Genomic DNA, 21,968 nt, shown 5'->3' on the forward strand with positions numbered 1-21,968 from the left:
ATCAGGAGAGATTGGGCGCCAGCCAGCGCTCCATGTCTGCCTTGTCGACGCCACGGCGTTTGACCATGTCGTCGAGCTGGTCGTTGCCGATCTTGCCGACCACGAAGTACTTCGACTCCGGGTGGGCGAAGTAGAAGCCCGACACCGCCGCGCCCGGGTACATCGCCAGCGATTCGGTCAGCACCATGCCGATCTCTTCGGCCTGCATGGTGTTGAACATCTCGCGCTTGACGGTGTGCTCAGGGCAGGCCGGGTAGCCTGGCGCCGGACGGATGCCGACATACTGTTCGGCGATCAGGTCCGGATTGCTCAGCGACTCATTGGGCACATAGCCCCACAGGTCGGTCCGCACGCGCTCGTGCAGGTATTCGGCAAACGCTTCGGCCAGGCGGTCGGCCAGCGATTTCAGCATGATGGACGAGTAGTCGTCGTGCGCATCTTCAAAGCGCTTCTCGTGCTTTTCGATGCCCAGGCCGGCGGTTACAGCGAACATGCCGATGTAGTCCTTGATGCCCGACGCCTTCGGCGCGATGAAGTCCGACAGGCACTGGTTCGGCCGCTGCACGCCATCCACCACCGGCTTGACGCCCTGCTGGCGCAGGCCGTAGTAGGTGAAGTCCACGGTGGTGCGCGTGTCGTCGGTGTAGATCTCGATGTCGTCGTCGTTGACGGCGTTGGCCGGCAGCAGCGAGATGACGCCGTTGGCGGTCAGCCAGCGGCCGTCGATCAGCTTCTTCAGCATGGCCTGGCCTTCTTCGTACACCTTGGTTGCCGCCTCGCCCACCACCTCGTCGGTCAGGATGGCAGGGAAGGGACCGGCCAGATCCCAGGTCTGGAAGAACGGGCCCCAGTCGATGTACCTGGCCAGCGTGCCCAGATCGACGTTCTTGAATTCGCGGCGGCCGATGAATTTCGGCTTGACCGGCGCGTTGGCGCCTTCGAACGACAGCTTCATGCGGTTGGCGCGGGCGTCGGCCAGCGACAGCATCGGCAGCGCCTTCTTGTTGGCGTGCTGTTCGCGGATGCGCTCGTAATCCTGTGCGATCTCGTCGATGTACTGCTGGCGCGATTCCGGCGTCAGCAGCGACTGCGCCACCGACACCGAGCGCGACGCGTCCGGCACGTACACCACCGGGCCTTCGTAGTTGTGTGCGATTTTCACCGCCGTGTGGGCGCGGCTGGTGGTGGCGCCACCGATCAGCAGCGGAATCTTCAGCATGCGGAAGTGCTCGTCGCGCTGCATCTCCTTGGCCACGTGGGCCATTTCTTCCAGCGACGGCGTGATCAGGCCGGACAGGCCGATGATGTCGGCGTTCTCCACCTTGGCGCGCGCCAGGATCTCGGAGGCCGGCACCATCACGCCCATGTTGACCACTTCAAAGTTATTACATTGCAGGACCACCGAGACGATGTTCTTGCCGATGTCGTGCACGTCGCCCTTGACGGTGGCGATGACGATCTTGCCCTTCGGCTTGGCGACGATGCCGGTGCGCTTTTCTTCCGCCATCTTTTCTTCTTCGATGTACGGAATCAGATGGGCCACGGCCTGCTTCATCACGCGCGCCGATTTCACCACCTGCGGCAGGAACATCTTGCCCTGGCCGAACAGGTCGCCGACGATGTTCATACCGTCCATCAGCGGGCCTTCGATCACGTGGATCGGACGGCCCTTGGCGGCTTCCACCTGCTGGCGCATCTCTTCGGTATCTTCGGTGATGAACTGGGTGATGCCGTGCACCAGCGCGTGCGCCAGGCGCTTCTCGACCGGGCCGTTGCGCCATTCGAGGTTGGCGGCGTCCTGCTTGCCGGCGCCGGCTTTCAGCGTGCCGGCGAATTCGATCATGCGTTCGGTGGCGTCGTCGCGGCGGTTCAGCACCACGTCTTCCACGCGCTCGCGCAGTTCGGCCGGCAGGTCGTCGTAGACGCCGACCATGCCGGCGTTGACGATGCCCATGGTCATGCCGGCCTTGATGGCGTGGTACAGGAACACGGTGTGGATCGCTTCACGCGCCGGGTCGTTGCCGCGGAACGAGAACGAGACGTTCGACACGCCGCCCGAGATCTTCGCGTACGGCAGGTTTTCCTTGATCCAGCGGGTGGCGTTGATGAAATCCACCGCGTAGTTGTTGTGCTCCTCGATACCGGTGGCGACCGCGAAGATGTTCGGGTCGAAGATGATGTCTTCCGGCGGGAAGCCGACCTGCTCGGTCAGCACCTTGTAGGCGCGGCCGCAGATCTCGATCTTGCGTTCGTAGGTGTCGGCCTGGCCTTTTTCGTCGAAGGCCATGACGATGACGGCGGCGCCGTAGCTCAGGCACAGCTTGGCCTGGCGGATGAATTCCTCTTCGCCTTCCTTCATCGAGATGGAGTTGACGATGGACTTGCCCTGCACGCATTTCAGGCCCGCTTCGATCACCGACCACTTGGACGAGTCGATCATGATCGGCACGCGCGAGATGTCCGGTTCGGAGGCGATCAGGTTGAGGAAGCGGGTCATCGCGGCCTGCGAGTCCAGCATCGCTTCGTCCATATTGATGTCGATGACCTGCGCGCCATTCTCCACCTGCTGGCGGGCGACGCTCAGCGCTTCGTCGTACTGCTCGTTGAGGATCATGCGCGCGAAGGCTTTCGAGCCGGTCACGTTGGTGCGTTCGCCGACGTTGACGAACAGCGAGCTGTCATCGATGGTGAACGGCTCCAGGCCCGACAGGCGCTGCGCCACCGGCACGTGCGGCACGGTGCGCGGCTCGACGGTCGACAGGATCTCGCCGATGGCGTGGATGTGGTCGGGCGTGGTGCCGCAGCAGCCGCCGGCGATGTTGATGAAGCCGGCACTGGCGAATTCCTTCAGCAATGCCGAGGTGTCGGCCGGCAGTTCGTCGAAGCCGGTGTCGCTCATCGGGTTGGGCAGGCCGGCGTTCGGGTAGATGCAGACGAAGGTATCGGCGATCTGCGACAGTTCTTCTGCGTAGGGGCGCATCAGCGCCGCACCGAGCGCGCAGTTCAGGCCGATGGTCAGCGGCTTGGCGTGGCGCACCGAGTTCCAGAAGGCCGGCACGGTCTGGCCGGACAGGATGCGGCCGGAGGCGTCGGTGACGGTGCCGGAGATCATCAGCGGCAGGCGTTCGACGCCCGGATTCTCTTCGTAGAACTTGTCGATGGCGAACAGCGCGGCCTTGCAGTTCAGCGTGTCGAAGATGGTTTCCACCAGCAGCAGGTCGACGCCGCCTTCGATCAGACCCTTGGTCTGCTGGTGATAGGCGTCCACTAGCTGGTCGAAGGTGATGTTGCGCGCGGCCGGGTCGTTGACGTCCGGCGAGATCGACGCGGTTTTTGGCGTCGGACCGAGCGCGCCGGCGACGAAGCGCGGCTTGTCGGCGCTGCTGTACTTGGCGGTGGCGGCGCGCGCCAGCTTGGCCGCTGCCACGTTCATTTCATAGGCCAGGTGGCCCATGTGGTAATCGTCCTGCGCGATCCAGGTGGCGCCGAAGGTGTTGGTTTCGATGATGTCGGCGCCGCCGGCCAGGTAGCGCTCGTGGATCTCCTGGATCACGTGCGGCTGGGTCAGCGTCAGCAGCTCGTTGTTACCCTTGACGAATAGTTCGCGCGCGCCGGAGTCGGCCGGGGCGGCGAAGTCGATGAATTTGCCGTCCGGGCCGCCACGGTAGGCGACTTCATCCAGCTTGTACTGCTGGATGATGGTGCCCATCGCGCCGTCGAGAATCATGATGCGGCGGGCGAGAATCTCGCGCAACTGGGCATCGGACTTGGACATGACGGGACGGGACACGTTGTTATTCATTTAATATCTCTAAGGTCGTGGGGAGGCGCGCCGGAAGGCTGAGGGCGGTCTAAGATTATACGGCATCCCTGAATATGCTTCAGCGAACAGCCGCATCGCCGCAACAATCTGCTGTTTCAGCGCATGGCGAAGGTCAGGGCGTCGGAGAGGCGGTCGTTGCCCCAGTACATGGCGTCGCCGACGAAGAAGGTGGGGGCGCCGAACAGGTGGCGGGCGCGGGCTTCTTCGCTGCGGGCGCGCAGGCGGGCTTTGTTGTCGTCGGATTGCGCCGCCGCCAGCAGGGCGGCTGCGTCCAGGCCGATGCTGGTCAGGATGGCGGCGATACAGTCCGGGCTGCCGATGTCCTCGTCATGCTCGAAGTTGGCCAGCATGGTGCGCGCGCAAAATTCCGCCATCCACGGCTGGTGCTCGCCCAGCAAGGCCACACGCGCCGCCAGCAGCGAGCGGCGCGGGAATTCGGAGGGCTGGCGCCACGGCAGGCCGTATTTGGCGCACTCGCGCGCCATGTCCGTCCACATATAGTCGCCCTTGTCCTTTTGCAGCACAAACGGCGAATTGTCCCAGCCCTGTTCCTTGAAGATCGGCCCCAGCAGGAACGGCTTCCACTGAACAATGACATCCCGCTGCCGCGCCAGACGCAACACGCTCAGGTAGCTATAGGTGCTGGCAAAGTCGAACCAGCAGGCGATTTCGGATGCGGGCATGGCTATCTCCTTTATACTTCCTTATTGGCACAATTCAGGAAGTTTAAATGAATATCACTTTGACCATGCGATTGATCTGCGCTGCTGGCGCATTGGGCCTGGCTTTGCAGGCGCAGGCGGAAAGCATCGCGTCGTCCGCGTCCAGCGCCGGTTCGGCGTCGAGCGGCAGCGTGTCCGATTCGCTGGCCGGTTCCAGCAACAGTTCGAACAAGAACAAGAAGGTGGCCGATGCGGATTACCGCATCATCGATATCGCCGCCACGCCGGATCACGCCGACCGCACCCGCGTCACCCTGCAGGCCGCCGATCCGGAGCAGCGCGTGGTGCTCGACCTGCCGCAAACCACGTTCGACAAGCAGCAGCTGGCCGTCGGCGATACGATGTACGCGCACAACCGCGTCTACGGCGTCGAGTTCGGCCGCGCCGACAATCGCCAGCCGTTCTATCTGGTGCTGGCCGATGAATGGTATGGTGAACTGGCTTCGCGTCCATTGAGCCTTTGAAATTCCTCCGCGCGCTGGTGCTGGGACTGCTGCTGGCGGCAGGCTCGGCGCAGGCATCCTCGTCGCAGTTCTGCGACCGCTCGCATGAGCTGACAGCCGCCGAGCAGGACCGCCTGCTGCGCTTTGCGGCCGTGCTGCGTGACGAACTGGCCGCGAACGATGACGGCGTGGCGCTGGTCAGCCGTTCCGGGCTGGACCTGTCGCGCTTCCATATCCGCTATTCGCATGCCGCGCTGGCGTGGCGCTCGGAGCAGGGACTGTGGGCCGCGCGCCAGCTGTACTACGCCTGCGATGAACACCGTCCGCGCATTTACGATCAGGGTCTAGCCGGCTTCGCCATGGGCACCGACGATCCCGAACTTGGTTACATCAGCATCGTGCGCTTGCCGCCGCAGCCTTTGCTGGACACCTCGCGCGCGCTGCATCTGCTGGCGGCGCAGTACAGCGCCAATGCTTACGCTTACAGCGTGCGCTACCAGAACTGCAATCAGTGGCTGATCGAGATGCTGGCCGCCGGCTGGGGCGAGCTGCCGGACGGCGAGGATTTGCGCGAACGCGCGCAACAATGGCTGCGCGATGAGCACTATGCGCCGGAGCCGGTCGAAATCAGTTCGCGCTGGTGGATGCTGGCCTCGTATTTCGTGCCGCTGGTGCATCTGGACGATCATCCGGACGAGGACCGCGCCGCGCTCACATTGCACATCAGTCTGCCCGGCACATTGGAGACTTTCGTCCACGCGCGCTTTCCGCAAAGCCAGCGGGTGGAACTGTGCCACGACGACCGTCAGATCGTCATCCATCGCGGCTGGACGCCGATTGCCGATGGCTGCCAGCCCGCCGAGGGCGACCGCGTCATCTCGCTGGCCGACTGATTCGCTTGCGCCATGCGGCGCTGTTCGAATGCAGATTGGGAAACGCCGCAGCGCGCACATAGCAATCGTCGATAAACACCGCCGTCACAAACACAAAGCCGCGCGCTTCCAGAAAACGGCGGATGTCCACGCGCGCCGGCTGGTGATTATGCTCGACGGTGATGACGTTGAAGGTATGTTCATCGAAGGGAAAACTCTGTAACAGCAGCAGCTCGCTGCCTTCCGTATCCAGGCTCCAGTAGTCGATGACCGGCGGCGCCTGCGCCAGCGTCAGTGCGGTAGCGATGGTCATGGTGCGCTTGGTGACCAGCGGCGGAATGCCGGCCGCGTCCACCGGCAGGCGCTGGTTTTTGATGGCGAATGCCAGTTGGCCCGGATCGAAGGCGTTCAGCAGGCCGCCCAGCGTGCCTGCCGCCTCCAGGAAGGGCAGATCGGCCACGCGGTCGTACAGACAGGCGTTGAGGCAAGTGCAGCGGCGCGCGCGTATCAGTTTGTCGTAGAAGCCTGTATTCGGTTCGACGCACAGGCCACGCCAGCCGAAGGCGCGTTCCAGCAGTTCCGTGTTGCTGCTGCGGATGCCGTCGGCAGCGCCTGTGTCGAGGAAAAAGCCATCGCGCTTGCCGTTCAACAGTTGCAGCACCAGATGGTCCTGTCCGAATTGGGAGGGCATGGCGTTCCCTATGCGCGATGGCGGCTGAAGGCGTGCGAACGCCATGCGCTGGTCTGCCGGCCCCAGCGGGACTCAAGGTCCGGACGGCTGGTCAAGGTGCGGTGCAGCTCGTCGTTTTCGCGATGGCCGTATAGCATGGTGACGTTGATGCGGTGGTTCTCGAAGCCGGGCTTGAAATGCACTTCGTGCGTGCCGTGGAACAGGTCCGAGTTGAACATCACGCAGCGGTTCTGGCGATAGGGAACGTAGGTTTCCTGTGCATGGTTCTCGCGCAGGAAGGCCTTGATGATGTCGGTCCGGCCGTTGTAGGTGTGGAAGTCCCATGTCTGCGGCGCATCGACGTCGTAGATCTTCATGCCGCCGGTTGCCGGGTCGAGGTTGCAGGCATCGGGTGTCAGCCAGAAGTTGACGTTGACGGCGGCGAAGTCGGCGTGCAGGTTGACATCGGCCGGCAGGTCGCCGGCGTTTTTAAAGCCCCATATCTGGCGCAGCGGGTAGCGTGGCGTGATCACGCGCGGCAGGGCGGCCTTCAGTTCTTCGGCGACTTGCAGCAGCAGTGCGCAGTTGAAGCCGTCCTGGAAGAATGCGCCGAAGCGGCCGAAGGCGTAACGGATGCCGGTCCACACGGTGGCCTGCATGGCGAAGCGATGCAGGCCTGCCAGTGCCTGCGGTGTGAGGAAATCGTCGATGACTACCAGGCCTTCGCCGCGATCGAGGAAGCGCTCCTCGATTTCGCGTGGGCTCCAGTTGGGCGAGAGCGCGCGTTCGACGCGGCCGACTTCCGGCAAGTGCACGATGCGGTTGTAGACGTTGCCGATCAGCGCGCGTTCGGCGCCGCTCAGGACTTTGCGGTCTTCTTCATGAAGGTGGCCGGCCAGATCGCGATAGGTCTGGATAATGGCGTCGAATTGCGGCGGCAGCAAATTCAGGCTGCGCAGGTAGGCAAACTGTCCGGCGTCGTGCCGCAGTTTGCTGACGGTGAGGAAGTCGCGCGGCACGCGCGGCAGTAGTTCGTTTTCGTCCGTTTGCTGCGGATACCAGGGACTGCGCCAGCGGTAGGCCAGCAGTTTGCCCAACTGTTCCATCAGCGGGAAGTCACCACGCTCCATGGCGCGCTCCAGTTCGAACTGGGCCCACTGGAAGGAATGCTTGCCGCTGGCCAGTTCCGCGCGCCAGGTTTCGTGTGCGAGGTTGATGCGGCCGTTTTTCAGTAGCGCCAGGATCTGGGCATGGCGGTCGTCTACGTTATCTGCCGGCGCGGGAGCGAGCATTTCAGCGAGGTTCATCGCTGCTCGCTTTCAAGCTCGGTCCAGAACGCGTCCAGCGCGCCGGCGCGGATCAGTTGTCTTGCGTAGCTGGTCAGCGCCTCCAGTGTGATGACCACGTGGCTGGTGCCGAGGAAGCGTTCGGTGTTCAGCGTGGTGGCGGTGGTGATCGGCGAGCGTGTCATGCCGGTATGTGTGAATGGCGTGGTGCTGGGATGTGTCTTGTCGGTGGTGTCGGTGATGTAGGTCTTCCAGGTGATCGCGGTCAGGGTGCTGTTCTGGTCTGTGCCGGTGCTGTCGGTGCCTGTGCTGTCCGTGCCCGTGATGCCTGTGCCGGTGCTATCGGTGGCATCGGTTCCTGTGGCATCGGTGCCAGTGCCCGTGGCGTCGGTGCCCGTTGCGTCCGTGCCCGTGCTGTCGGTGGCGTCATCGGTGCCGGTGGTATCGGTTGCGTCATCCGTGCCGGTGGCGTCGGTGGCATCGTCGGTGCCGTCTTCGCCGATCTGGTGCCAGTGGCCGAAGATGGCTTGCAGCCAGTCGTTATCGAGCCGGATGCGCACCTTGTCGTTCAAGGCGAAATGCGACAGCGCGGACACCACATGATGCGCGCGCTGCTCCACCACGGCCACTGAAAAATCCCGCACGAAGGATTCCTGCGTGATCGTCGTGCCGTCGCTGCGCATCGAATAATCCCTGAACCACGAGATCAGGTAATTATTGGCCAGACAGGAATAGATCAGGTAATTCATCGCCGCCGCTTCCTCCGGTGCGATGCGCTTGCCGCCGATGTATTCGGCGGTAATCTGCGTGGGATCGGTGATGAATTGTTCGCGCAGCAGGAAATCCGATGCCAGCGCGCGGAACAGCGCGTCGAGACGCCGTTGCAGCGCCAGCTGTTTCCTTGAACCAGTGTTGATGGCGACCATGATGCCTCCTCAATGACATTGATTGAGGATCAATTCTGGGTCTTTAAGCGGCGGGAAGATTTGATACAGCCCAAGCATACGCGATGTATGCCTGGGCTGCGGTATTACGCCAGTTCGGTGATGAACTTGTCGTGCGGACGGCGCACTTTTTTCAGGTTGACCAGCCAGTCGCTGTCCTGCTTGCGGTAGCCCAGCGGCAGGATCACCACGCTGCGCAGGTTGCGTTCCTTCAGCGACAGGATCTGGTCCACGGCGGCGGGATCGAAGCCTTCCATCGGCGTGCTGTCCACGCCTTCGGCGGCGGCCGCCACCAATGCCACGCCCAGGCCGATGTAGGCCTGGCGTGCGGCGGCGTCAAAGTTGGCCTGCTCGGTGCGGGCGGCGATGATGCCGTGCAGCTGCTTGCGATACGCTTCCCAGCCTTCGTTGACGAAGCCGCGCACTTCGTTGGTGTAGTCGAACGCGGCGTCGATGCGCGCCGGGGTGATGTTGTCCCAGGCCGCGAACACCAGCAGGTGCGAGGCGTCGGTCACTTGCGACTGGTTCCACGCCACTTCGCGGATCTTGGCGCGCAGTTCAGGATTCTTTACCACGAACACTTCAAACGGTTGCAGGCCGCTGGAGGTTGGCGCCAGGCGGATCGCTTCCAGAATGCGGTTCAGCTTGTCGTCGTCCAGCTTCTTGGTGGCGTCGAAGCTTTTGGTGGCGTAGCGCCAGTTCAGGTGTTCAATCACATTGCTCATATCGATATTCCTTTATGTAATGGGCTGCTTCAGCAGACTCAGGCAGACCATCTTATAATAAGTTTCAAGTCAACTTGAGGGTCAAGCGAAAAATGAAGATCGGTGAATTAGCCCGAAAGTCAGGCATTGCTGCCTCCGCCATTCGGTTTTATGAAGAGCAGGGATTGCTGGCGCCGATCTCGCGCACCGCGTCCGGTTATCGCGAATACGCCAGCAATGCGCCGGATCGGCTGAAGCTGATCCAGGGCGCAAAGAAATTAGGATTCTCGTTGGAGGTGATACGCAGCATGCTCGACGAGAATGGCAAGTGTTCGTTCGAAAAGACGATGGAACAGTCCGCCATTCTGCTGCGTGAAATCGAAGCCCAGCAGGAAGCGCTGGAGCGGCGCCGGCAGTCGCTGCTGATCCTGCGCGCCACGCTGCTCGACTATCCGAATCAGGAACCGTGTCGTCACAGCGTGTCGATCAACTGATTAGCTGAAGCTCAGGCCTTCCAGCGGGAAGCCTTTGATGAACTCGGCCGCAGGCAAACGCTTGCCGCCCGGCTTTTGCAGCGAAGTCAGACGCAGCGCACCCTGGCCGCAGGCGACCACGATGCCATGCGCGTCGGCCGACAGCACCTTGCCCGCCGGGCCGCTGCCGTCCACCACTTCCGCACCCCACAGCTTGACGATCACGCCGTTGACCGTGCCATGCGCGCCAGGGAAGGGATTGAAGGCGCGGATCTTGCGGCCGATCTCGATGGCGGATTGCGAGAAGTCCAGCGCCGCTTCTTCCTTGCTGATCTTGGATGCGTAGTTGACGCCTTCTTCCGGCTGCACCACGGCTTCCAGCTGCTGGTGCTGGTATTTGTTGAGCGCCTCGACAATCATCTTGCCGCCCAGCGCCGCCAGCTTGTCGTGCAGGCTGCCGGTGGTGTCGTTGTCTTCGATGGCGACTTTCTCGATCAGCAGCATCGGGCCGGTGTCCAGCCCTTCTTCCATTTCCATGATGGTGATGCCGGTCTCGGTATCGCCTGCTTCGATCGCGCGGTGGATAGGGGCGGCGCCGCGCCAGCGCGGCAGCAGCGAACCGTGGATGTTGAGGCAGGGTTTGATGTCCAGCGTGCTGCGCGGCAGAATCAGGCCGTAGGCGGCCACCACCATCACATCGTAGGGCGTCGACAGCAGGCGCTGGTGCGCGGCCAGTGCTTCTTCGGCGCGCTGCGGATCCTTGCTGTCCATGCGCAGCGACAGCGGCTGCAGCACTTCGATGCCTTGCGACAGCGCGTACTGCTTCACGGCGGACGGCTGCAACTGCATGCCGCGGCCGGCAGGGCGGTCAGGCTGGGTCAGGACCAGCGGAATTTCAAAGCCGGCCTCATGCAGCGATTGCAGGGCGGTGGCGGCAAATTCCGGGGTGCCGGCGAAGATGACTTTCATGGCTTAGTAACGACGGCCTTGGGCGCGCAGCTGGGCTTCGCGCTGCATGCCGCGCTCTTCCTTCTGCAGCTTGGCCTTGATGCGGTTGCGCTTCAGCGGCGACAGGTATTCAACGAAGACCTTGCCCTTCAGGTGATCCATCTCGTGCTGGATGCACACGGCCAGCAGGCCATCGGCGTCCACTTCGAACGCTTCGCCCTTGGCGTTGAAGGCGCGCACCTTGACCTTGGTCGGACGCTCGACGCCGTCGTAGATGCCCGGCACCGACAGGCAGCCTTCTTCGTACACTTCCTTGTCGTCGCTGGCCCACAGGATTTCAGGATTGATGAAGGCGGTGAGCGCGTTCTTTTCTTCGCTGATGTCGATGACGACCACCTGCTCGTGCACGTCCACCTGCGAGGCGGCCAGGCCGATGCCCGGCGCGTCGTACATGGTCTCGGCCATGTCGGCCACCAGCTTTTCCAGGCGCTCGTCAAACACGGTGACAGGGACCGCAACTTTGTGCAGGCGTGGATCGGGGTAACGCAGAATATTTAAGATAGCCATGATAACTAAGTGAAAACTATGTGATTGCCTTGCTAATGCGTGGCGATTTTCCCTACCGAAAACACAACAGCCGCGCGGTTTCCCGGTGCGCGGTTTCTCTTGCTAGTTCAGGGTTTTATGGGCAGAATTTGATTCAATTTGGCAAGCTTTACTGCTTTGCTGCCGTGTGCTTGCGGCGCACTTACTGGATCTATTAATGAAAAATTTTAGCACAGTCGGTAACCGCCTTGTTACGGCTGCCCTTTTTGCCGTTGCTTCCGTGGCATCGGCAGCGCCGCTGACCTGCGAATTCCGCGCCGACGCGCCGGACCAGCACGTGGTGGTCAAGGGCGATACCCTGTGGGATATTTCCGGTACGTTCCTCCAGAAACCGTGGTGCTGGCCCACCGTGTGGGGCATGAACCGCGACGAAATCGCCAACCCGCACTGGATCTATCCAGGACAGATCATCTGGTTCGACCGCGCCGCCGGCCGCCTGCGGCTGGGTAATCCGATCAGCGCCAACGGCGCCGGCGATCCGTCCGCGCAGCGCCTGGGACCGCGCGTGCGCACCGACGGCCTCGGCGCGGACGCCGTGCCGTCGATTCCGCCGGGCGTGATCGAACCATTCCTGACCCAGCCGCTGATCATCGAGGAAGGCGAACTGGCCAGCGCGCCGCGCATCGTCGCTACGCAGGAGGGCAGGGTATTCCTCGGCAAGGACGACAAGGCCTATGTGCGCGGCGACTTGCAAGGCAACACCTCGTTCCAGGCCTTCCGTCCCGGCACGCCGCTGAAAGATCCGGTCACCAGACAGATCATCGGCTATGAGGCCTTCTATTTAGGCACGCTGAAATTGCAGGCCGAGGCCAAGCCCGGCGCCGGCAGCGACGTGCACACCTTCATCGTCACCGGCGCCGCCCAGGAGATCGGCAAGGGCGACCAACTGCGCGCCATGCCGCCGACGCCGATCCAGAACTATGTGCCGCATCCGCCCGCGCAGCCGGTCGACGCGCGCGTGGTGGCGATTTACGGCGGCGTCACCCACGCCGGCCAGAACCAGATTGTCAGCATTAATCGCGGAAAGCTTGACGGACTCGATATCGGCGCCGTTTTGCAGCTGTACCATACGGGAGCAACTGTGAGCGATTCCACCGCCAAGAAGAGCTGGTTCGGGCGCGAGCAGCAGGTCAAGCTGCCGGATGAGGAAGTGGGCAGCTTGTTTATCTTCCGCACGTTCAAGCACATTTCCTATGGCTTGATCATGCAGGTGACAGCGCCGGTACAGGTGGGCGACGTCGCCAAGTCGCCGGAGTAAGCCGCGCCGTGCAAGCCACGGACTCCCTTGCCGAATCGACCAGGCCAGCGCTGGCAGGCTGGCTGCGTCTGCAACAGACCGACGGCGTCGGCCTGCTGACCGCGCACAAGCTGCTGGAGCAGTACGATACGCCGGCCGCCATCTTCGCCGCCGACCGGACCGGGCTGCTGGAACTGGTGTCGCCACGCCAGGCGGACGCCGTGCTGGCCGCGCCGGCCGACATTGAGCGGCAGCTGGACGCCATGCTGGCCTGGCAGCAGCAGCCCGGCAACCTGCTTCTGACGCTGGACCATCCCGCTTATCCTGAATATCTGCGCCACATCGTCGGCGCGCCGCTGATTCTGTACGTGAAAGGCAACGCCGGATTGCTGCCGCAGCGTTCGGTCGCCGTGGTCGGCTCGCGCAACGCCAGCCGCCAGGGCGTGCTGAACGCCGGCCACATGGCGCTGGCGCTGTCGGACGCCGGCGTGACCATCGTTTCCGGGCTGGCGCTGGGCATCGACGCCGCCGCCCACGCCGGCGGCCTGGACGGGCCGGGCGGCACCATCGCCGTGCTCGGCACGGGCATCGACCGCATCTATCCCGCCCGCAATGGCGCGCTGGCGCGCCGCATCGCCGAGGAGGGCTGCCTGGTCAGCGAATATGCGCTCGGTACGCCGCCGTCGCGCGACAACTTCCCGCGCCGCAACCGCATCATCAGCGGGCTGGCGCGCGGCGTGCTGGTGGTGGAAGCGGCTGCCAAGTCCGGCTCGCTGATCACCGCCCGGCTGGCGGCGTCCCAGGGACGCGATGTGTACGCCGTCCCCGGTTCGATTCATGCGACACTGTCCAAAGGCTGCCACCAGCTGATACGCGAAGGGGCCAGGCTGGTGGAAAGCGCGGCCGATGTGTTGTCCGCCATGCAAATGCTGGCCGACGGCCAGGCCGGCGCCCGCGCCGCGCCGGACGACAGTTTTGTCGACCTGGTGCTGGACGCCATGGGCGAGGATCCGGTACAGGCCGAGGTGCTGGCGCTGCACCTGGGGCAGCCGGCGGGCGAGTTGCAGGGGCAGTTGCTGGCGCTGGAATTGGCCGGGCTGTTGGAACGTTTGCCCGGCGGCATGTTCCAAAGGCTGCGGGCTTGAACAGCACTTGTATCCAATTCGTGTTAACTGATAGAGTAGAGCCATGTTCGACGTCCTTGTTTATCTCTACGAAACGTATTACCGTCCCGATGCCTGCCCGGAACCGGCTGCATTGGCCAAGAAACTGTCGGCTGTCGGTTTTGACGATGTCGAGATTTCCGAGGCCCTGGTGTGGTTGACCGACCTGACGGCGATCGCGGGCGAGGAACAGGCGCTGACGGCGTCCTCCACCGGCACGCGTTTTTACGTGGAAGAAGAGCAGGATGCGCTGGGCGCTGCGGCGATCGGCTTCATCCAGTTCCTGGAATCGGCCAAGGTGTTGTCGCCACTGCAACGCGAAATCGTCATCGAACGCGCGCTGGCGCTGGACGAAATCCCGGTTTCCCTGGGCAAGCTCAAGGTCATCGTGCTGATGCTGCTGTGGAGCCAAGGCAAGGAACCGGACGCGCTGATGTTCGACGACCTGTTCGGCTCGGACGAAGACCAGGCGCCGCGCCTGTTGCATTAAGCCGCGATAAAAACTTCCCTTTAGGCAATAAATCACGCCATAATCGGCGTCAGGATGCGGCTGCGCTTGCGGTGTCCTGGGCAATCCGCTTATTATTTGCGCTTTGACAAGACTGTGACGCAAACGTGCAGACTGCCGTGCGATCCATGTATGATGCGCATGCTGTCCCTCCCGAGTGTTAAAAACGAGATACTAAAATATGAGCAAAACCCTCATCATCGCCGAGAAGCCGTCTGTCGCGAACGACATCGCGAAGACGCTTGGCGGCTTTACCAAGCACGATGAGTACTTTGAATCCGACGAGTACGTGTTGTCCTCCGCCGTCGGTCACCTGCTGGAAATCGCCGTCCCGGAAGAACACGACGTCAAGCGCGGCAAATGGAGCTTTGCGCACCTGCCGATGATCCCGCCGTATTTCGCGCTGAACCCGATCGCCAAGACCGAGGCGCGCCTCAAGGTACTGAACAAGCTGATCAAGCGCAAGGACGTCACCGGCCTGATCAACGCATGTGACGCGGGCCGCGAAGGAGAACTGATCTTCCGCCTGATCGCGCAGAACGCCAAGGCCAAGCAGCCGGTGCAGCGCCTGTGGCTGCAGTCGATGACGCCGGCCGCGATTCGCGACGGCTTCACCCACCTGCGCAGCGACGAGGAAATGATGCCGCTGGCCGACGCCGCGCGCTGCCGCTCGGAAGCGGACTGGCTGATCGGTATCAACGGCACCCGCGCCATGACCGCGTTCAACTCGAAAGAGGGCGGCTTCTACCTGACCACCGTGGGCCGCGTGCAGACGCCGACCCTGTCGATCGTGGTCGAGCGCGAAGAGAAGATCAAAAAGTTCGTCTCGCGCGACTTCTGGGAAGTGCGCGCCGAGTTCGTGTGCGCCGCCGGCGTCTACGAAGGCCGCTGGCTGGACACCAAGTTCAAGAAGGACGAGACCGATCCTGAAAAACGCGCCGAGCGCCTGTGGAGCAAGGCCGCGGCCGACTCGATCGCGCTGGCCGTGCGCGGCAAGCAGGGCAACGTCACCGAAGAAGCCAAGCCGACCACCTCGATGGCGCCTGGCCTGTTCGATCTGACCAGTTTGCAGCGTGAGGCCAACTCGCGCTTCGGCTTCTCCGCCAAGAACACGCTGGGCCTGGCCCAGGCGCTGTACGAAAAGCACAAGGTGCTGACGTACCCGCGTACCGATTCGCGCCACCTGCCGGAAGATTACATTCCGACCGTGATGCAGTCGCTGGAAATGGTCAAGGAAAATCCGAACTACCACCAGTTCGCCAAGCAGATCCTGGACAAGGGCTGGGTCAAGCCGAACAAGCGTATCTTCGACAACACCAAGATCTCGGATCACTTTGCGATCATTCCGACCACCATCGCGCCGAAGAACTTGTCCGAGCCGGAACAGAAGCTGTATGACCTGGTGACGCGCCGCTTCATGGCGGTGTTTTTCCCGCCGGCGGAATTCCAGGTCACCACCCGCTACACCGAAGTGTCCGGCCACCAGTTCAAAACTGAAGGCAAGGTCATGACCAATCCGGGCTGGCTGGCGATCTACGGCAAGGAAGCTTCGACCGACGACGACAAGGAAGGCAATGCCAACGGCAACCTGGTGCCGGTCGCCAAGGGCGAGAAGGTGCTGACCGACAAAGTCAATCCGAACGGCCTGGTCACCAAGCCGCCTGCGCGCTACACCGAGGCGACGCTGCTGTCCGCCATGGAAGGCGCCGGCAAGCTGGTGGAAGACGACGAACTGCGCGATGCGATGGCCGGCAAGGGCCTGGGCACGCCAGCGACGCGCGCCGCCACCATCGAGGGTCTGCTGACCGAGAAGTATCTGCTGCGCGAAGGCCGCGAGCTGATGCCGACCGCCAAGGCGTTCCAGCTGATGACGCTGCTGCGCGGCCTGGGTGTCAACGAACTGACCGCACCGGAACTGACCGGCGAGTGGGAATACAAGCTGTCGCAGATGGAGAAGGGCAAGATCTCGCGCGAAGAATTCATGCGCGAGATTGCACAGATGACGCAGGTGATCGTCAAGCGCGCCAAGGAATACGACAACGATACGATCCCAGGCGACTACGCGACGCTGACCGCGCCGTGCCCGAATTGCGCCCACGTGGTGAAAGAGAATTACCGCCGCTTCGCCTGCACCCATTGCGAATTCTCGATGAGCAAAACGCCGGGCGGCCGCCAGTTTGAAATCGCCGAAGTGGAGCAACTGCTGCGCGACCGCACCATCGGCCCGCTGCAAGGTTTCCGCTCGAAGATGGGCCGTCCGTTCGCCGCCATCCTGCGCATCGTGCGTGACGAAGACATCAAGAACTTCAAGCTGGAGTTCGACTTCGGCCAGAACGATGATTCGGAAGATTCGGAACCGGTCGACTTCACCGGCCAGACCGCGCTGGGGCCGTGCCCCAAGTGCGCTGGCGGCGTGTACGAAATGGGCCTGGCGTATGTTTGCGAAAACAGCGTCGCCAAGCCGAAGACGTGCGACTTCCGCAGCGGCCGTATCATCCTGCAACAGGAGATCCTGCCTGAGCAGATGGCCAAGCTGCTCAACGACGGCAAGACCGATCTGCTGCCGGGCTTTGTATCGCAGCGCACCCGTCGTCCGTTCAAGGCCTTCCTGGTGAAGGGCAAGGACGGCAAGATCAGCTTTGAGTTCGAAGAGCGCAAGGCCAAAGCGCCCGCCAAAGGCAAGGCTGCGGCAGCGGCCGACGATGGCGCGGATGACGAGAAAAAAGCGCCGGTGAAAAAGGCCGCTGCGACCAAGGCCGCCGCCGTCAAGAAACCGGCGGCGAAGAAGGCGGCAGTCAAGAAGCCGGCCGCCAAGAAAGCAGCGCCTAAAAAGGCTGCCGCCACGGCGGAGTAAGAGAAAGGACCTTCGGGTCCTTTTTTTATGGCCGTCCGCCGCGCTCCACTTCGTCGAGATAGGCTTTGGCGATGGTGGCCTGCGCGAGCTTCTCCTTCATCTGCGCGACCTCGTATTCGTGGATGTCATCGATGACCTGCTGGGCGGCGTCGTAGCGGTCCGCCACGTCGTTGTCGTGCATGACCATCTGGCCGTTGGCAAAGCTGATCAGGTCGCGGTTGTCGTTGACGATGGTGAACATCTCGCGCACGGCGGCGATCCAGCGCACGGCGCGTGCCTTCCACCTTCTCCACGCTATCGAGCGTGAACAGCTGATCCAGCCGCAACGCCGCCTGCGCCTGCTCATACGCCATCGTCGCCTGCTGCGCGACACCAATGATCTGCTTGCTCAACTGGATCAGTTGCAGTTCCGCTGGATGCATAAAGTCGGTTCCTCGTTTTGTCCTGAAATAGCTTACCTGTTTTAAGTTGTGTTGACATGGCGCCTGATTTGGATTTAAATATTAACTTATTCGTTAATAAGTAAATCAATGGAACTGGATAAGGTATTCGAGGCACTGGCCTCCAAGCCGAGGCGGCAGATCCTGGCGTATTTGTCGGAGGTGGCGTTGTCGACTTCCGACCTGGCGGCGCGTTTTGAGATGAGCGCGCCGGCAATCTCGCGTCATCTGTCGATATTGGAAAACGCCGGCCTGGTCAGCAGCGAACGCAAGGGACAGTTCGTGCTCTACAAGCTGAACGGCGATAGCCTGGTCAACACACTGACCGGCTACGCGCTGGAAGTTTGTCCGGTGGGCCGCCCATTGAAACGCGAGTCGCATGCACTGAGCAAGAAAAAGAAAACACCCTGAGCAGCACACACCGCAAGGAGCTTCAGATGGAGCAGCATCGTGTTCGGACCGTAGCGCCCTCGGATTTGGTTGTCGGCGAAGTGCGCTATGCACCGCTGAAGTCGTTGTGGTTTCTCGGCATGGCCGGCATCGCCTTGATCGGCGGCTGGCTGACCTTCAGCTGGAGCGCGTTTGCCGTCTTCCTGCTGACGACCGCCACCGTGCTGCTGTTTGGGCACTCGCTGGGCAGCCACCGCAAGCTGATACACAATAGTTTCCAATGTCCGAAGTGGCTGGAGTATATGCTGGTGTATCTGGGCGTGCAGGTCGGCCTGGCCGGTCCGCTGGGCCTGCTGCGCCAGCACGAGTTGCGCGACTACGCGCAGCGCCTGCCGGACTGCCACGACTACCTGCGGCACGGCCGCCCGATGTGGATCGATGCCTGGTGGCAGCTGAACTGCAATCTGCATCTCGCCAACGAACCGACGACCAGCATCGAGCCGCACATCGCGGAGGACAGGTTCTACCGCTTCCTGGAACGCACCTGGATGCTGCAGCAAGTGCCGGTTGCGCTGCTGCTGTTTTATCTGGGCGGCTGGCCTTTCCTCATCTTCGGTACTTGCGCGCGCGTGACTGCCGGCGTGTTCGGCCACTGGCTGGTCGGCTACTTCGCGCACAACCATGGCGCGATGCACTACGAGGTACGCGGCGCCGCTGTCCAGGGCCGCAATATCCGCCTGACCTCGTTGCTGACCATGGGCGAGTGCTGGCACAACAATCATCACGCCTACCCGGGCTCGGCGCGGCTGGGCCTGAAGTCGGGGGAGTGGGACCCCGGCTGGTGGATGCTGTGCATGATGCGCTGCTGCGGGCTGGCCTGGAATCTCAAGCTGCCGGACGATCTGCCGCCACGCCCGGAGCTGCGATCGCTCAAGGATACAACTGGTAACTTTTCTTACGGAAGTGTGGTCGTCCTGGCGCTCGGCGGGCGCGTTGAATGCTCAAGAACGCTGATGCACAGCGGTCTGCCAACCCACAGCAAAGGAACACAGCCATGAAAACCAAATCCCTGATGATCACCGCCGGCCTGATGTCCATGATGAGCGCAGCTGCCTTCGCGCAAAATCCCGTGGTCCAGGTCCAGCAAGACAATGCGCAGATCCGCCAGGACAGCAAACAAATTCATCAGGACACCCGCGAGATCAAACACGATAATGCCGTGATCGCGGTGAAGAAAGGCGAAGTGGCCGCAGGCAAGCAGCAGCTGCATGCCGAGAAGCAGGAAACCAGGGCGCTGGCCCACGCCGAGCACGTCGAACTGAAAAAAGGCGACATCGCCGGCGCCGCGCAACTCGACCAGGCGCGTCGCAACGAGCAGCAGGCGGTCCAGCAACAGAAGCAGGAAATCAAGCATGACCAGAAGGTCATCGCCCACCACAGCGTGGACAAGCACGCAACGCAAGTGGCGCGCCAGGAGGATAAAGTCGAGCGTCATATCGACACCGCCAAACGTGATCACGACGCCAACAAAATCTGATTGTCATCGCGATAAAAGCCGGGCGCCTCCAGGCCGCCCGGCTTTTTTGCGCTTGCGTTAGGCGCTGCAAGCAACTATATTGAAGCCATCATGACCGTCTCCCTCAACACCGTCACCTCCAATACTGCCTTCCAGCCGTATGTGCCTACCGTCGGCCAATCGACCACGGCAGCGACGTCGGCCTTGTCGTCGCAGGCGGTCAGCCTGTCGGCGCAATCGGCCGTGGTGGCGTTGCTGGGCGGTTCGACCGGCGCCACGGTGTATTCGCCGAGTGGCCTGATGAACAGCTTGACCCAGGCTGGCACGGTGGAAGAGCCGGTGACCACGCCGGTGGAGGGCAGCCACACCGACACCACCAACGCCGCACAGCTGGCGCAGGACCAGGGCATCGTCTCGACGCTGTCGAGCAGCGCCACCGGGTCCGGCGTATATTCCGGCACCGGCAGCGTGGGTGGCGCGATGTCCGAACAGGCCGCTTCGAACTGGGCCGATCTGCTGAAAACCAATCCGAATCTGGCCAGCACCGTCATCTCGAATTCCTTCACGATGGGTATCGTCAGTTCGTTGTCTGTCACTGCCTAGTCATCCGCGAGCACTAAAATTGTTGCCGTGCTAAACTATTGATTCTTTTGGGCAATTGCTGGTCTTCCGCCCGAATAGCGTTTCGATAGCAGCAACGCTTGTTTCTTTTCCAATATTGCTTTTGCGAGCACGGTACTCATGAAAAACTTCAAAATTGGCACGCGCCTGGCCGCGGGCTTTGGTTTGGTATTGGCGTTGATGATCCTGATGACGGTGATCGGCATCCGCCACATGCATACGGTAGCGACCGCCACGCGCGACATGATGCAGCAGCCGCTGGCGAAGGAACGCATGATTTCGGACTGGTATCGCCTGATCCACACCAGCGTGCGCCGCACCACGGCCATTTCGAAGAGCACCGACCCATCGCTGGGGCCGTTCTTCGCGGAAGACACCAAGCAGTCCACCGCTGAAATCAACAGCCTGCAGCAGAAAGTCGAACCGTTGTTGGAAGGCGACGACGAGAAGGCCCTGTACAAGGAAATGATGGCCAACCGCAAGCTGTATGTGGCGTCGCGCGACAAGATCGTGGCGCTGAAGAAGGAAGACAAGCTGGATGAGGCGGCCGAGGAGTTGAATCAGCGCTTCATCCCCTATGGCAAAGCCTACCTCGGCTCGCTGGGCGGCCTGCTGGACCATCAGCGCAACAGCATGGACAGCCAGGCGTTGCAGATCGAAGGCCTGTACGAAAGCAACCGCACCTTCATGATCGGGCTGGGCCTGCTGGTGCTGGTATTGGGTGTGGCCTATGCCTGGCGCCTGACGCGCGGCATCACCGGCCCGTTGGGCCAGGCGGTGGCGATTGCCGAAGCGGTGGCGCATCGCGACCTGACCTCGCATATCGAAGTGACCAGCATGGACGAAACCGGCCGCCTGCTGCAATCGCTGCAGAAAATGAATGATGGCCTGATCAGCATCGTTACCGAAGTGCGCAACGGCACGGAGAACATCGCCACGGCGTCGAACCAGATCGCCGCCGGCAACCTGGATTTGTCGGGCCGCACGGAAGAGCAGGCGTCCAGCCTGGAAGAGACGGCCTCGTCGATGGAAGAGCTGACCGCGACCGTCAAGCAGAACGCCGACAATGCGCGCCAGGCCAACCAGCTGGCGGTGAAAGCGTCGGAAGTGGCGCAGCGCGGCGGTGGCGTGGTGTCGGAAGTGGTGAGCACGATGGAAGCGATCAACGGTTCGTCGCGCAAGATTGCCGACATTATCAGCGTGATCGATGGCATCGCCTTCCAGACCAACATCCTGGCCTTGAACGCGGCGGTGGAGGCAGCGCGCGCGGGCGAGCAGGGCCGTGGTTTCGCGGTGGTGGCGTCGGAAGTGCGCAATCTGGCGCAGCGCAGTGCCGCGGCGGCCAAGGAAATCAAGGGCCTGATCGACGACTCGCTGGACAAGGTGGACGCCGGCAGCATGCTCGTATCGCAAGCTGGCACGACGATGACCGAAGTGGTGGAGAGCATCCAGCGCGTGACCGACATCATGGGCGAAATCACCTCGGCCACGCAGGAGCAGAGCAGCGGCATCGAGCAGGTCAACATGGCGATCGGCCAGATGGACCAGGTAACGCAGCAGAATGCCGCGCTGGTGGAAGAAGCGGCCGCCGCCGCCGCCTCGCTGCACGACCAGGCCGATGCGCTGACCGCGATCGTCGCCGTCTTCAAACTGCACGAAACACCCGCAGCAAGCACGCGCCTGCAACTGCGCTAAACAATCCGGGGTCAGGTCCCCCATTTCTACACGAGCTCTGCTGTAAGCGTCGC

22 protein-coding genes are annotated in these 21,968 nt (G+C 62.4%); 13 read left to right on the plus strand and 9 right to left on the minus strand.

Annotation, left to right across the window (positions count from 1 at the left end; translation table 11 throughout):
* Position 1 precedes the first annotated feature (1 nt).
* Together metH and GJ695_RS13910 are read right to left on the minus strand one after the other, a co-directional pair.
* Positions 2-3,775, minus strand: a complete 3,774-nt coding sequence (gene metH / locus GJ695_RS13905) for a methionine synthase (protein WP_154365886.1) — start codon at positions 3,773-3,775, stop codon at positions 2-4.
* A gap of 143 nt (positions 3,776-3,918) precedes the next feature.
* On the minus strand, positions 3,919-4,506 hold the full coding sequence (locus tag GJ695_RS13910) for a 2-hydroxychromene-2-carboxylate isomerase (RefSeq protein WP_154365668.1): 588 nt from the start codon (positions 4,504-4,506) through the stop codon (positions 3,919-3,921).
* Between the two features lie 47 nt (positions 4,507-4,553).
* Between GJ695_RS13910 and GJ695_RS13915 the strand changes: the two genes are divergently transcribed.
* Complete coding sequence (locus GJ695_RS13915; protein ID WP_154365670.1) at positions 4,554-5,009, plus strand: hypothetical protein; 456 nt, start codon at positions 4,554-4,556, stop codon at positions 5,007-5,009.
* A complete protein-coding gene (locus tag GJ695_RS13920) occupies positions 5,006-5,881 on the plus strand; it encodes a DUF2145 domain-containing protein (protein ID WP_154365672.1) in 876 nt (291 codons plus the stop codon). The genes GJ695_RS13915 and GJ695_RS13920 overlap by 4 nt, the downstream gene beginning before the upstream one ends.
* Here the strand turns inward: GJ695_RS13920 and GJ695_RS13925 are convergent.
* The 4 genes from GJ695_RS13925 to GJ695_RS13940 all read right to left on the minus strand — a co-directional run bounded on the left by GJ695_RS13925 (position 5,862) and on the right by GJ695_RS13940 (position 9,485).
* The gene (locus GJ695_RS13925; RefSeq protein ID WP_154365674.1) at positions 5,862-6,551 is read right to left on the minus strand and encodes an FkbM family methyltransferase; all 690 of its coding nucleotides are present in this window, start codon (positions 6,549-6,551) and stop codon (positions 5,862-5,864) included. The genes GJ695_RS13920 and GJ695_RS13925 overlap by 20 nt on opposite strands.
* A gap of 8 nt (positions 6,552-6,559) precedes the next feature.
* Complete coding sequence (locus GJ695_RS13930) at positions 6,560-7,837, minus strand: hypothetical protein (RefSeq protein ID WP_154365676.1); 1,278 nt, start codon at positions 7,835-7,837, stop codon at positions 6,560-6,562.
* Positions 7,834-8,742 carry a hypothetical protein gene (locus GJ695_RS29825; protein WP_208023421.1) on the minus strand — a complete coding sequence of 303 codons (909 nt, stop codon included), beginning with the start codon at positions 8,740-8,742 and terminating at the stop codon, positions 7,834-7,836. Before GJ695_RS29825 ends, GJ695_RS13930 begins: the two co-directional genes overlap by 4 nt.
* Positions 8,743-8,846: 104 nt before the next feature.
* On the minus strand, positions 8,847-9,485 hold the full coding sequence (locus GJ695_RS13940) for an NAD(P)H-dependent oxidoreductase (protein WP_154365678.1): 639 nt from the start codon (positions 9,483-9,485) through the stop codon (positions 8,847-8,849).
* A gap of 92 nt (positions 9,486-9,577) precedes the next feature.
* On the opposite strand from GJ695_RS13940, the gene GJ695_RS13945 reads away from it, so the two are divergent.
* Positions 9,578-9,958 (plus strand): MerR family transcriptional regulator, encoded by a 381-nt coding sequence (locus tag GJ695_RS13945; protein ID WP_154365680.1) that lies wholly within the window; start codon positions 9,578-9,580, stop codon positions 9,956-9,958.
* Here the strand turns inward: GJ695_RS13945 and fmt are convergent, their stop codons facing one another.
* Together fmt and def are read right to left on the minus strand one after the other, a co-directional pair.
* Positions 9,959-10,906 carry a methionyl-tRNA formyltransferase gene (gene fmt / locus GJ695_RS13950; protein ID WP_154365682.1) on the minus strand — a complete coding sequence of 316 codons (948 nt, stop codon included), beginning with the start codon at positions 10,904-10,906 and terminating at the stop codon, positions 9,959-9,961. It lies immediately after the preceding gene.
* 3 nt (positions 10,907-10,909) lie between these two features.
* Positions 10,910-11,452 carry a peptide deformylase gene (gene def / locus GJ695_RS13955; protein WP_154365684.1) on the minus strand — a complete coding sequence of 181 codons (543 nt, stop codon included), beginning with the start codon at positions 11,450-11,452 and terminating at the stop codon, positions 10,910-10,912.
* Positions 11,453-11,648: 196 nt separating this feature from the next.
* On the opposite strand from def, the gene GJ695_RS13960 reads away from it, so the two are divergent.
* The 4 genes from GJ695_RS13960 (at position 11,649) to GJ695_RS13975 (ending at position 17,253) form a co-directional block, all read left to right on the plus strand.
* Entirely contained in the window at positions 11,649-12,749 is a 1,101-nt protein-coding gene (locus GJ695_RS13960) for a LysM peptidoglycan-binding domain-containing protein (protein ID WP_154365686.1), read from the plus strand.
* Positions 12,750-12,757: 8 nt separating this feature from the next.
* Complete coding sequence (dprA, locus tag GJ695_RS13965; RefSeq protein WP_166455218.1) at positions 12,758-13,873, plus strand: DNA-processing protein DprA; 1,116 nt, start codon at positions 12,758-12,760, stop codon at positions 13,871-13,873.
* A gap of 43 nt (positions 13,874-13,916) precedes the next feature.
* Positions 13,917-14,381, plus strand: a complete 465-nt coding sequence (locus GJ695_RS13970; protein WP_154365689.1) for a Smg family protein — start codon at positions 13,917-13,919, stop codon at positions 14,379-14,381.
* Positions 14,382-14,580: 199 nt separating this feature from the next.
* Positions 14,581-17,253, plus strand: coding sequence for a DNA topoisomerase III (locus tag GJ695_RS13975; RefSeq protein WP_154365691.1), 2,673 nt, complete (start codon positions 14,581-14,583; stop codon positions 17,251-17,253).
* Positions 17,254-17,278: 25 nt separating this feature from the next.
* Here the strand turns inward: GJ695_RS13975 and GJ695_RS13980 are convergent, their stop codons facing one another.
* A complete protein-coding gene (locus GJ695_RS13980) occupies positions 17,279-17,503 on the minus strand; it encodes a hypothetical protein (RefSeq protein WP_154365693.1) in 225 nt (74 codons plus the stop codon).
* Between GJ695_RS13980 and GJ695_RS13985 the strand changes: the two genes are divergently transcribed.
* The 6 genes from GJ695_RS13985 to GJ695_RS14010 all read left to right on the plus strand — a co-directional run bounded on the left by GJ695_RS13985 (position 17,484) and on the right by GJ695_RS14010 (position 21,915).
* The gene (locus GJ695_RS13985; RefSeq protein ID WP_154365695.1) at positions 17,484-17,720 is read left to right on the plus strand and encodes a hypothetical protein; all 237 of its coding nucleotides are present in this window, start codon (positions 17,484-17,486) and stop codon (positions 17,718-17,720) included. The genes GJ695_RS13980 and GJ695_RS13985 overlap by 20 nt on opposite strands.
* Positions 17,721-17,783: 63 nt before the next feature.
* Positions 17,784-18,104 (plus strand): metalloregulator ArsR/SmtB family transcription factor, encoded by a 321-nt coding sequence (locus tag GJ695_RS13990; RefSeq protein ID WP_154365697.1) that lies wholly within the window; start codon positions 17,784-17,786, stop codon positions 18,102-18,104.
* 26 nt (positions 18,105-18,130) lie between these two features.
* On the plus strand, positions 18,131-19,141 hold the full coding sequence (locus GJ695_RS13995; RefSeq protein ID WP_229260524.1) for an acyl-CoA desaturase: 1,011 nt from the start codon (positions 18,131-18,133) through the stop codon (positions 19,139-19,141).
* Positions 19,138-19,620 (plus strand): hypothetical protein, encoded by a 483-nt coding sequence (locus GJ695_RS14000; RefSeq protein ID WP_154365699.1) that lies wholly within the window; start codon positions 19,138-19,140, stop codon positions 19,618-19,620. Before GJ695_RS13995 ends, GJ695_RS14000 begins: the two co-directional genes overlap by 4 nt.
* Positions 19,621-19,710: 90 nt before the next feature.
* Positions 19,711-20,202, plus strand: coding sequence for a hypothetical protein (locus GJ695_RS14005; RefSeq protein WP_154365701.1), 492 nt, complete (start codon positions 19,711-19,713; stop codon positions 20,200-20,202).
* 138 nt (positions 20,203-20,340) lie between these two features.
* Complete coding sequence (locus tag GJ695_RS14010) at positions 20,341-21,915, plus strand: methyl-accepting chemotaxis protein (RefSeq protein ID WP_154365703.1); 1,575 nt, start codon at positions 20,341-20,343, stop codon at positions 21,913-21,915.
* The last annotated feature ends 53 nt before the right edge of the window (positions 21,916-21,968 follow it).

Origin of the sequence: Duganella alba (assembly GCF_009674495.1) — a bacterium.
GTDB lineage: Bacteria > Pseudomonadota > Gammaproteobacteria > Burkholderiales > Burkholderiaceae_D > Rugamonas > Rugamonas alba.

Excerpts from the sequence above, each read along its gene's own strand:
- GJ695_RS13960 (WP_154365686.1), top strand. The coding sequence starts at position 11,649 with ATGAAAAATTTTAGCACAGTCGGTAACCGCCTTGTTACGGCTGCCCTT.
- GJ695_RS13910 (WP_154365668.1), bottom strand. The coding sequence starts at position 4,506 with ATGCCCGCATCCGAAATCGCCTGCTGGTTCGACTTTGCCAGCACCTAT.
- GJ695_RS13940 (WP_154365678.1), bottom strand. The coding sequence starts at position 9,485 with ATGAGCAATGTGATTGAACACCTGAACTGGCGCTACGCCACCAAAAGC.
- GJ695_RS13985 (WP_154365695.1), top strand. The coding sequence starts at position 17,484 with ATGGTGAACATCTCGCGCACGGCGGCGATCCAGCGCACGGCGCGTGCC.
- GJ695_RS13990 (WP_154365697.1), top strand. The coding sequence starts at position 17,784 with ATGGAACTGGATAAGGTATTCGAGGCACTGGCCTCCAAGCCGAGGCGG.
- GJ695_RS13915 (WP_154365670.1), top strand. The coding sequence starts at position 4,554 with ATGAATATCACTTTGACCATGCGATTGATCTGCGCTGCTGGCGCATTG.
- fmt (WP_154365682.1), bottom strand. The coding sequence starts at position 10,906 with ATGAAAGTCATCTTCGCCGGCACCCCGGAATTTGCCGCCACCGCCCTG.
- GJ695_RS13930 (WP_154365676.1), bottom strand. The coding sequence starts at position 7,837 with ATGAACCTCGCTGAAATGCTCGCTCCCGCGCCGGCAGATAACGTAGAC.
- def (WP_154365684.1), bottom strand. The coding sequence starts at position 11,452 with ATGGCTATCTTAAATATTCTGCGTTACCCCGATCCACGCCTGCACAAA.
- GJ695_RS14010 (WP_154365703.1), top strand. The coding sequence starts at position 20,341 with ATGAAAAACTTCAAAATTGGCACGCGCCTGGCCGCGGGCTTTGGTTTG.
- GJ695_RS29825 (WP_208023421.1), bottom strand. The coding sequence starts at position 8,742 with ATGGTCGCCATCAACACTGGTTCAAGGAAACAGCTGGCGCTGCAACGG.
- GJ695_RS13945 (WP_154365680.1), top strand. The coding sequence starts at position 9,578 with ATGAAGATCGGTGAATTAGCCCGAAAGTCAGGCATTGCTGCCTCCGCC.
- metH (WP_154365886.1), bottom strand. The coding sequence starts at position 3,775 with ATGTCCAAGTCCGATGCCCAGTTGCGCGAGATTCTCGCCCGCCGCATC.
- GJ695_RS14000 (WP_154365699.1), top strand. The coding sequence starts at position 19,138 with ATGAAAACCAAATCCCTGATGATCACCGCCGGCCTGATGTCCATGATG.
- GJ695_RS13975 (WP_154365691.1), top strand. The coding sequence starts at position 14,581 with ATGAGCAAAACCCTCATCATCGCCGAGAAGCCGTCTGTCGCGAACGAC.
- GJ695_RS13970 (WP_154365689.1), top strand. The coding sequence starts at position 13,917 with ATGTTCGACGTCCTTGTTTATCTCTACGAAACGTATTACCGTCCCGAT.
- GJ695_RS14005 (WP_154365701.1), top strand. The coding sequence starts at position 19,711 with ATGACCGTCTCCCTCAACACCGTCACCTCCAATACTGCCTTCCAGCCG.
- GJ695_RS13995 (WP_229260524.1), top strand. The coding sequence starts at position 18,131 with ATGGAGCAGCATCGTGTTCGGACCGTAGCGCCCTCGGATTTGGTTGTC.
- GJ695_RS13925 (WP_154365674.1), bottom strand. The coding sequence starts at position 6,551 with ATGCCCTCCCAATTCGGACAGGACCATCTGGTGCTGCAACTGTTGAAC.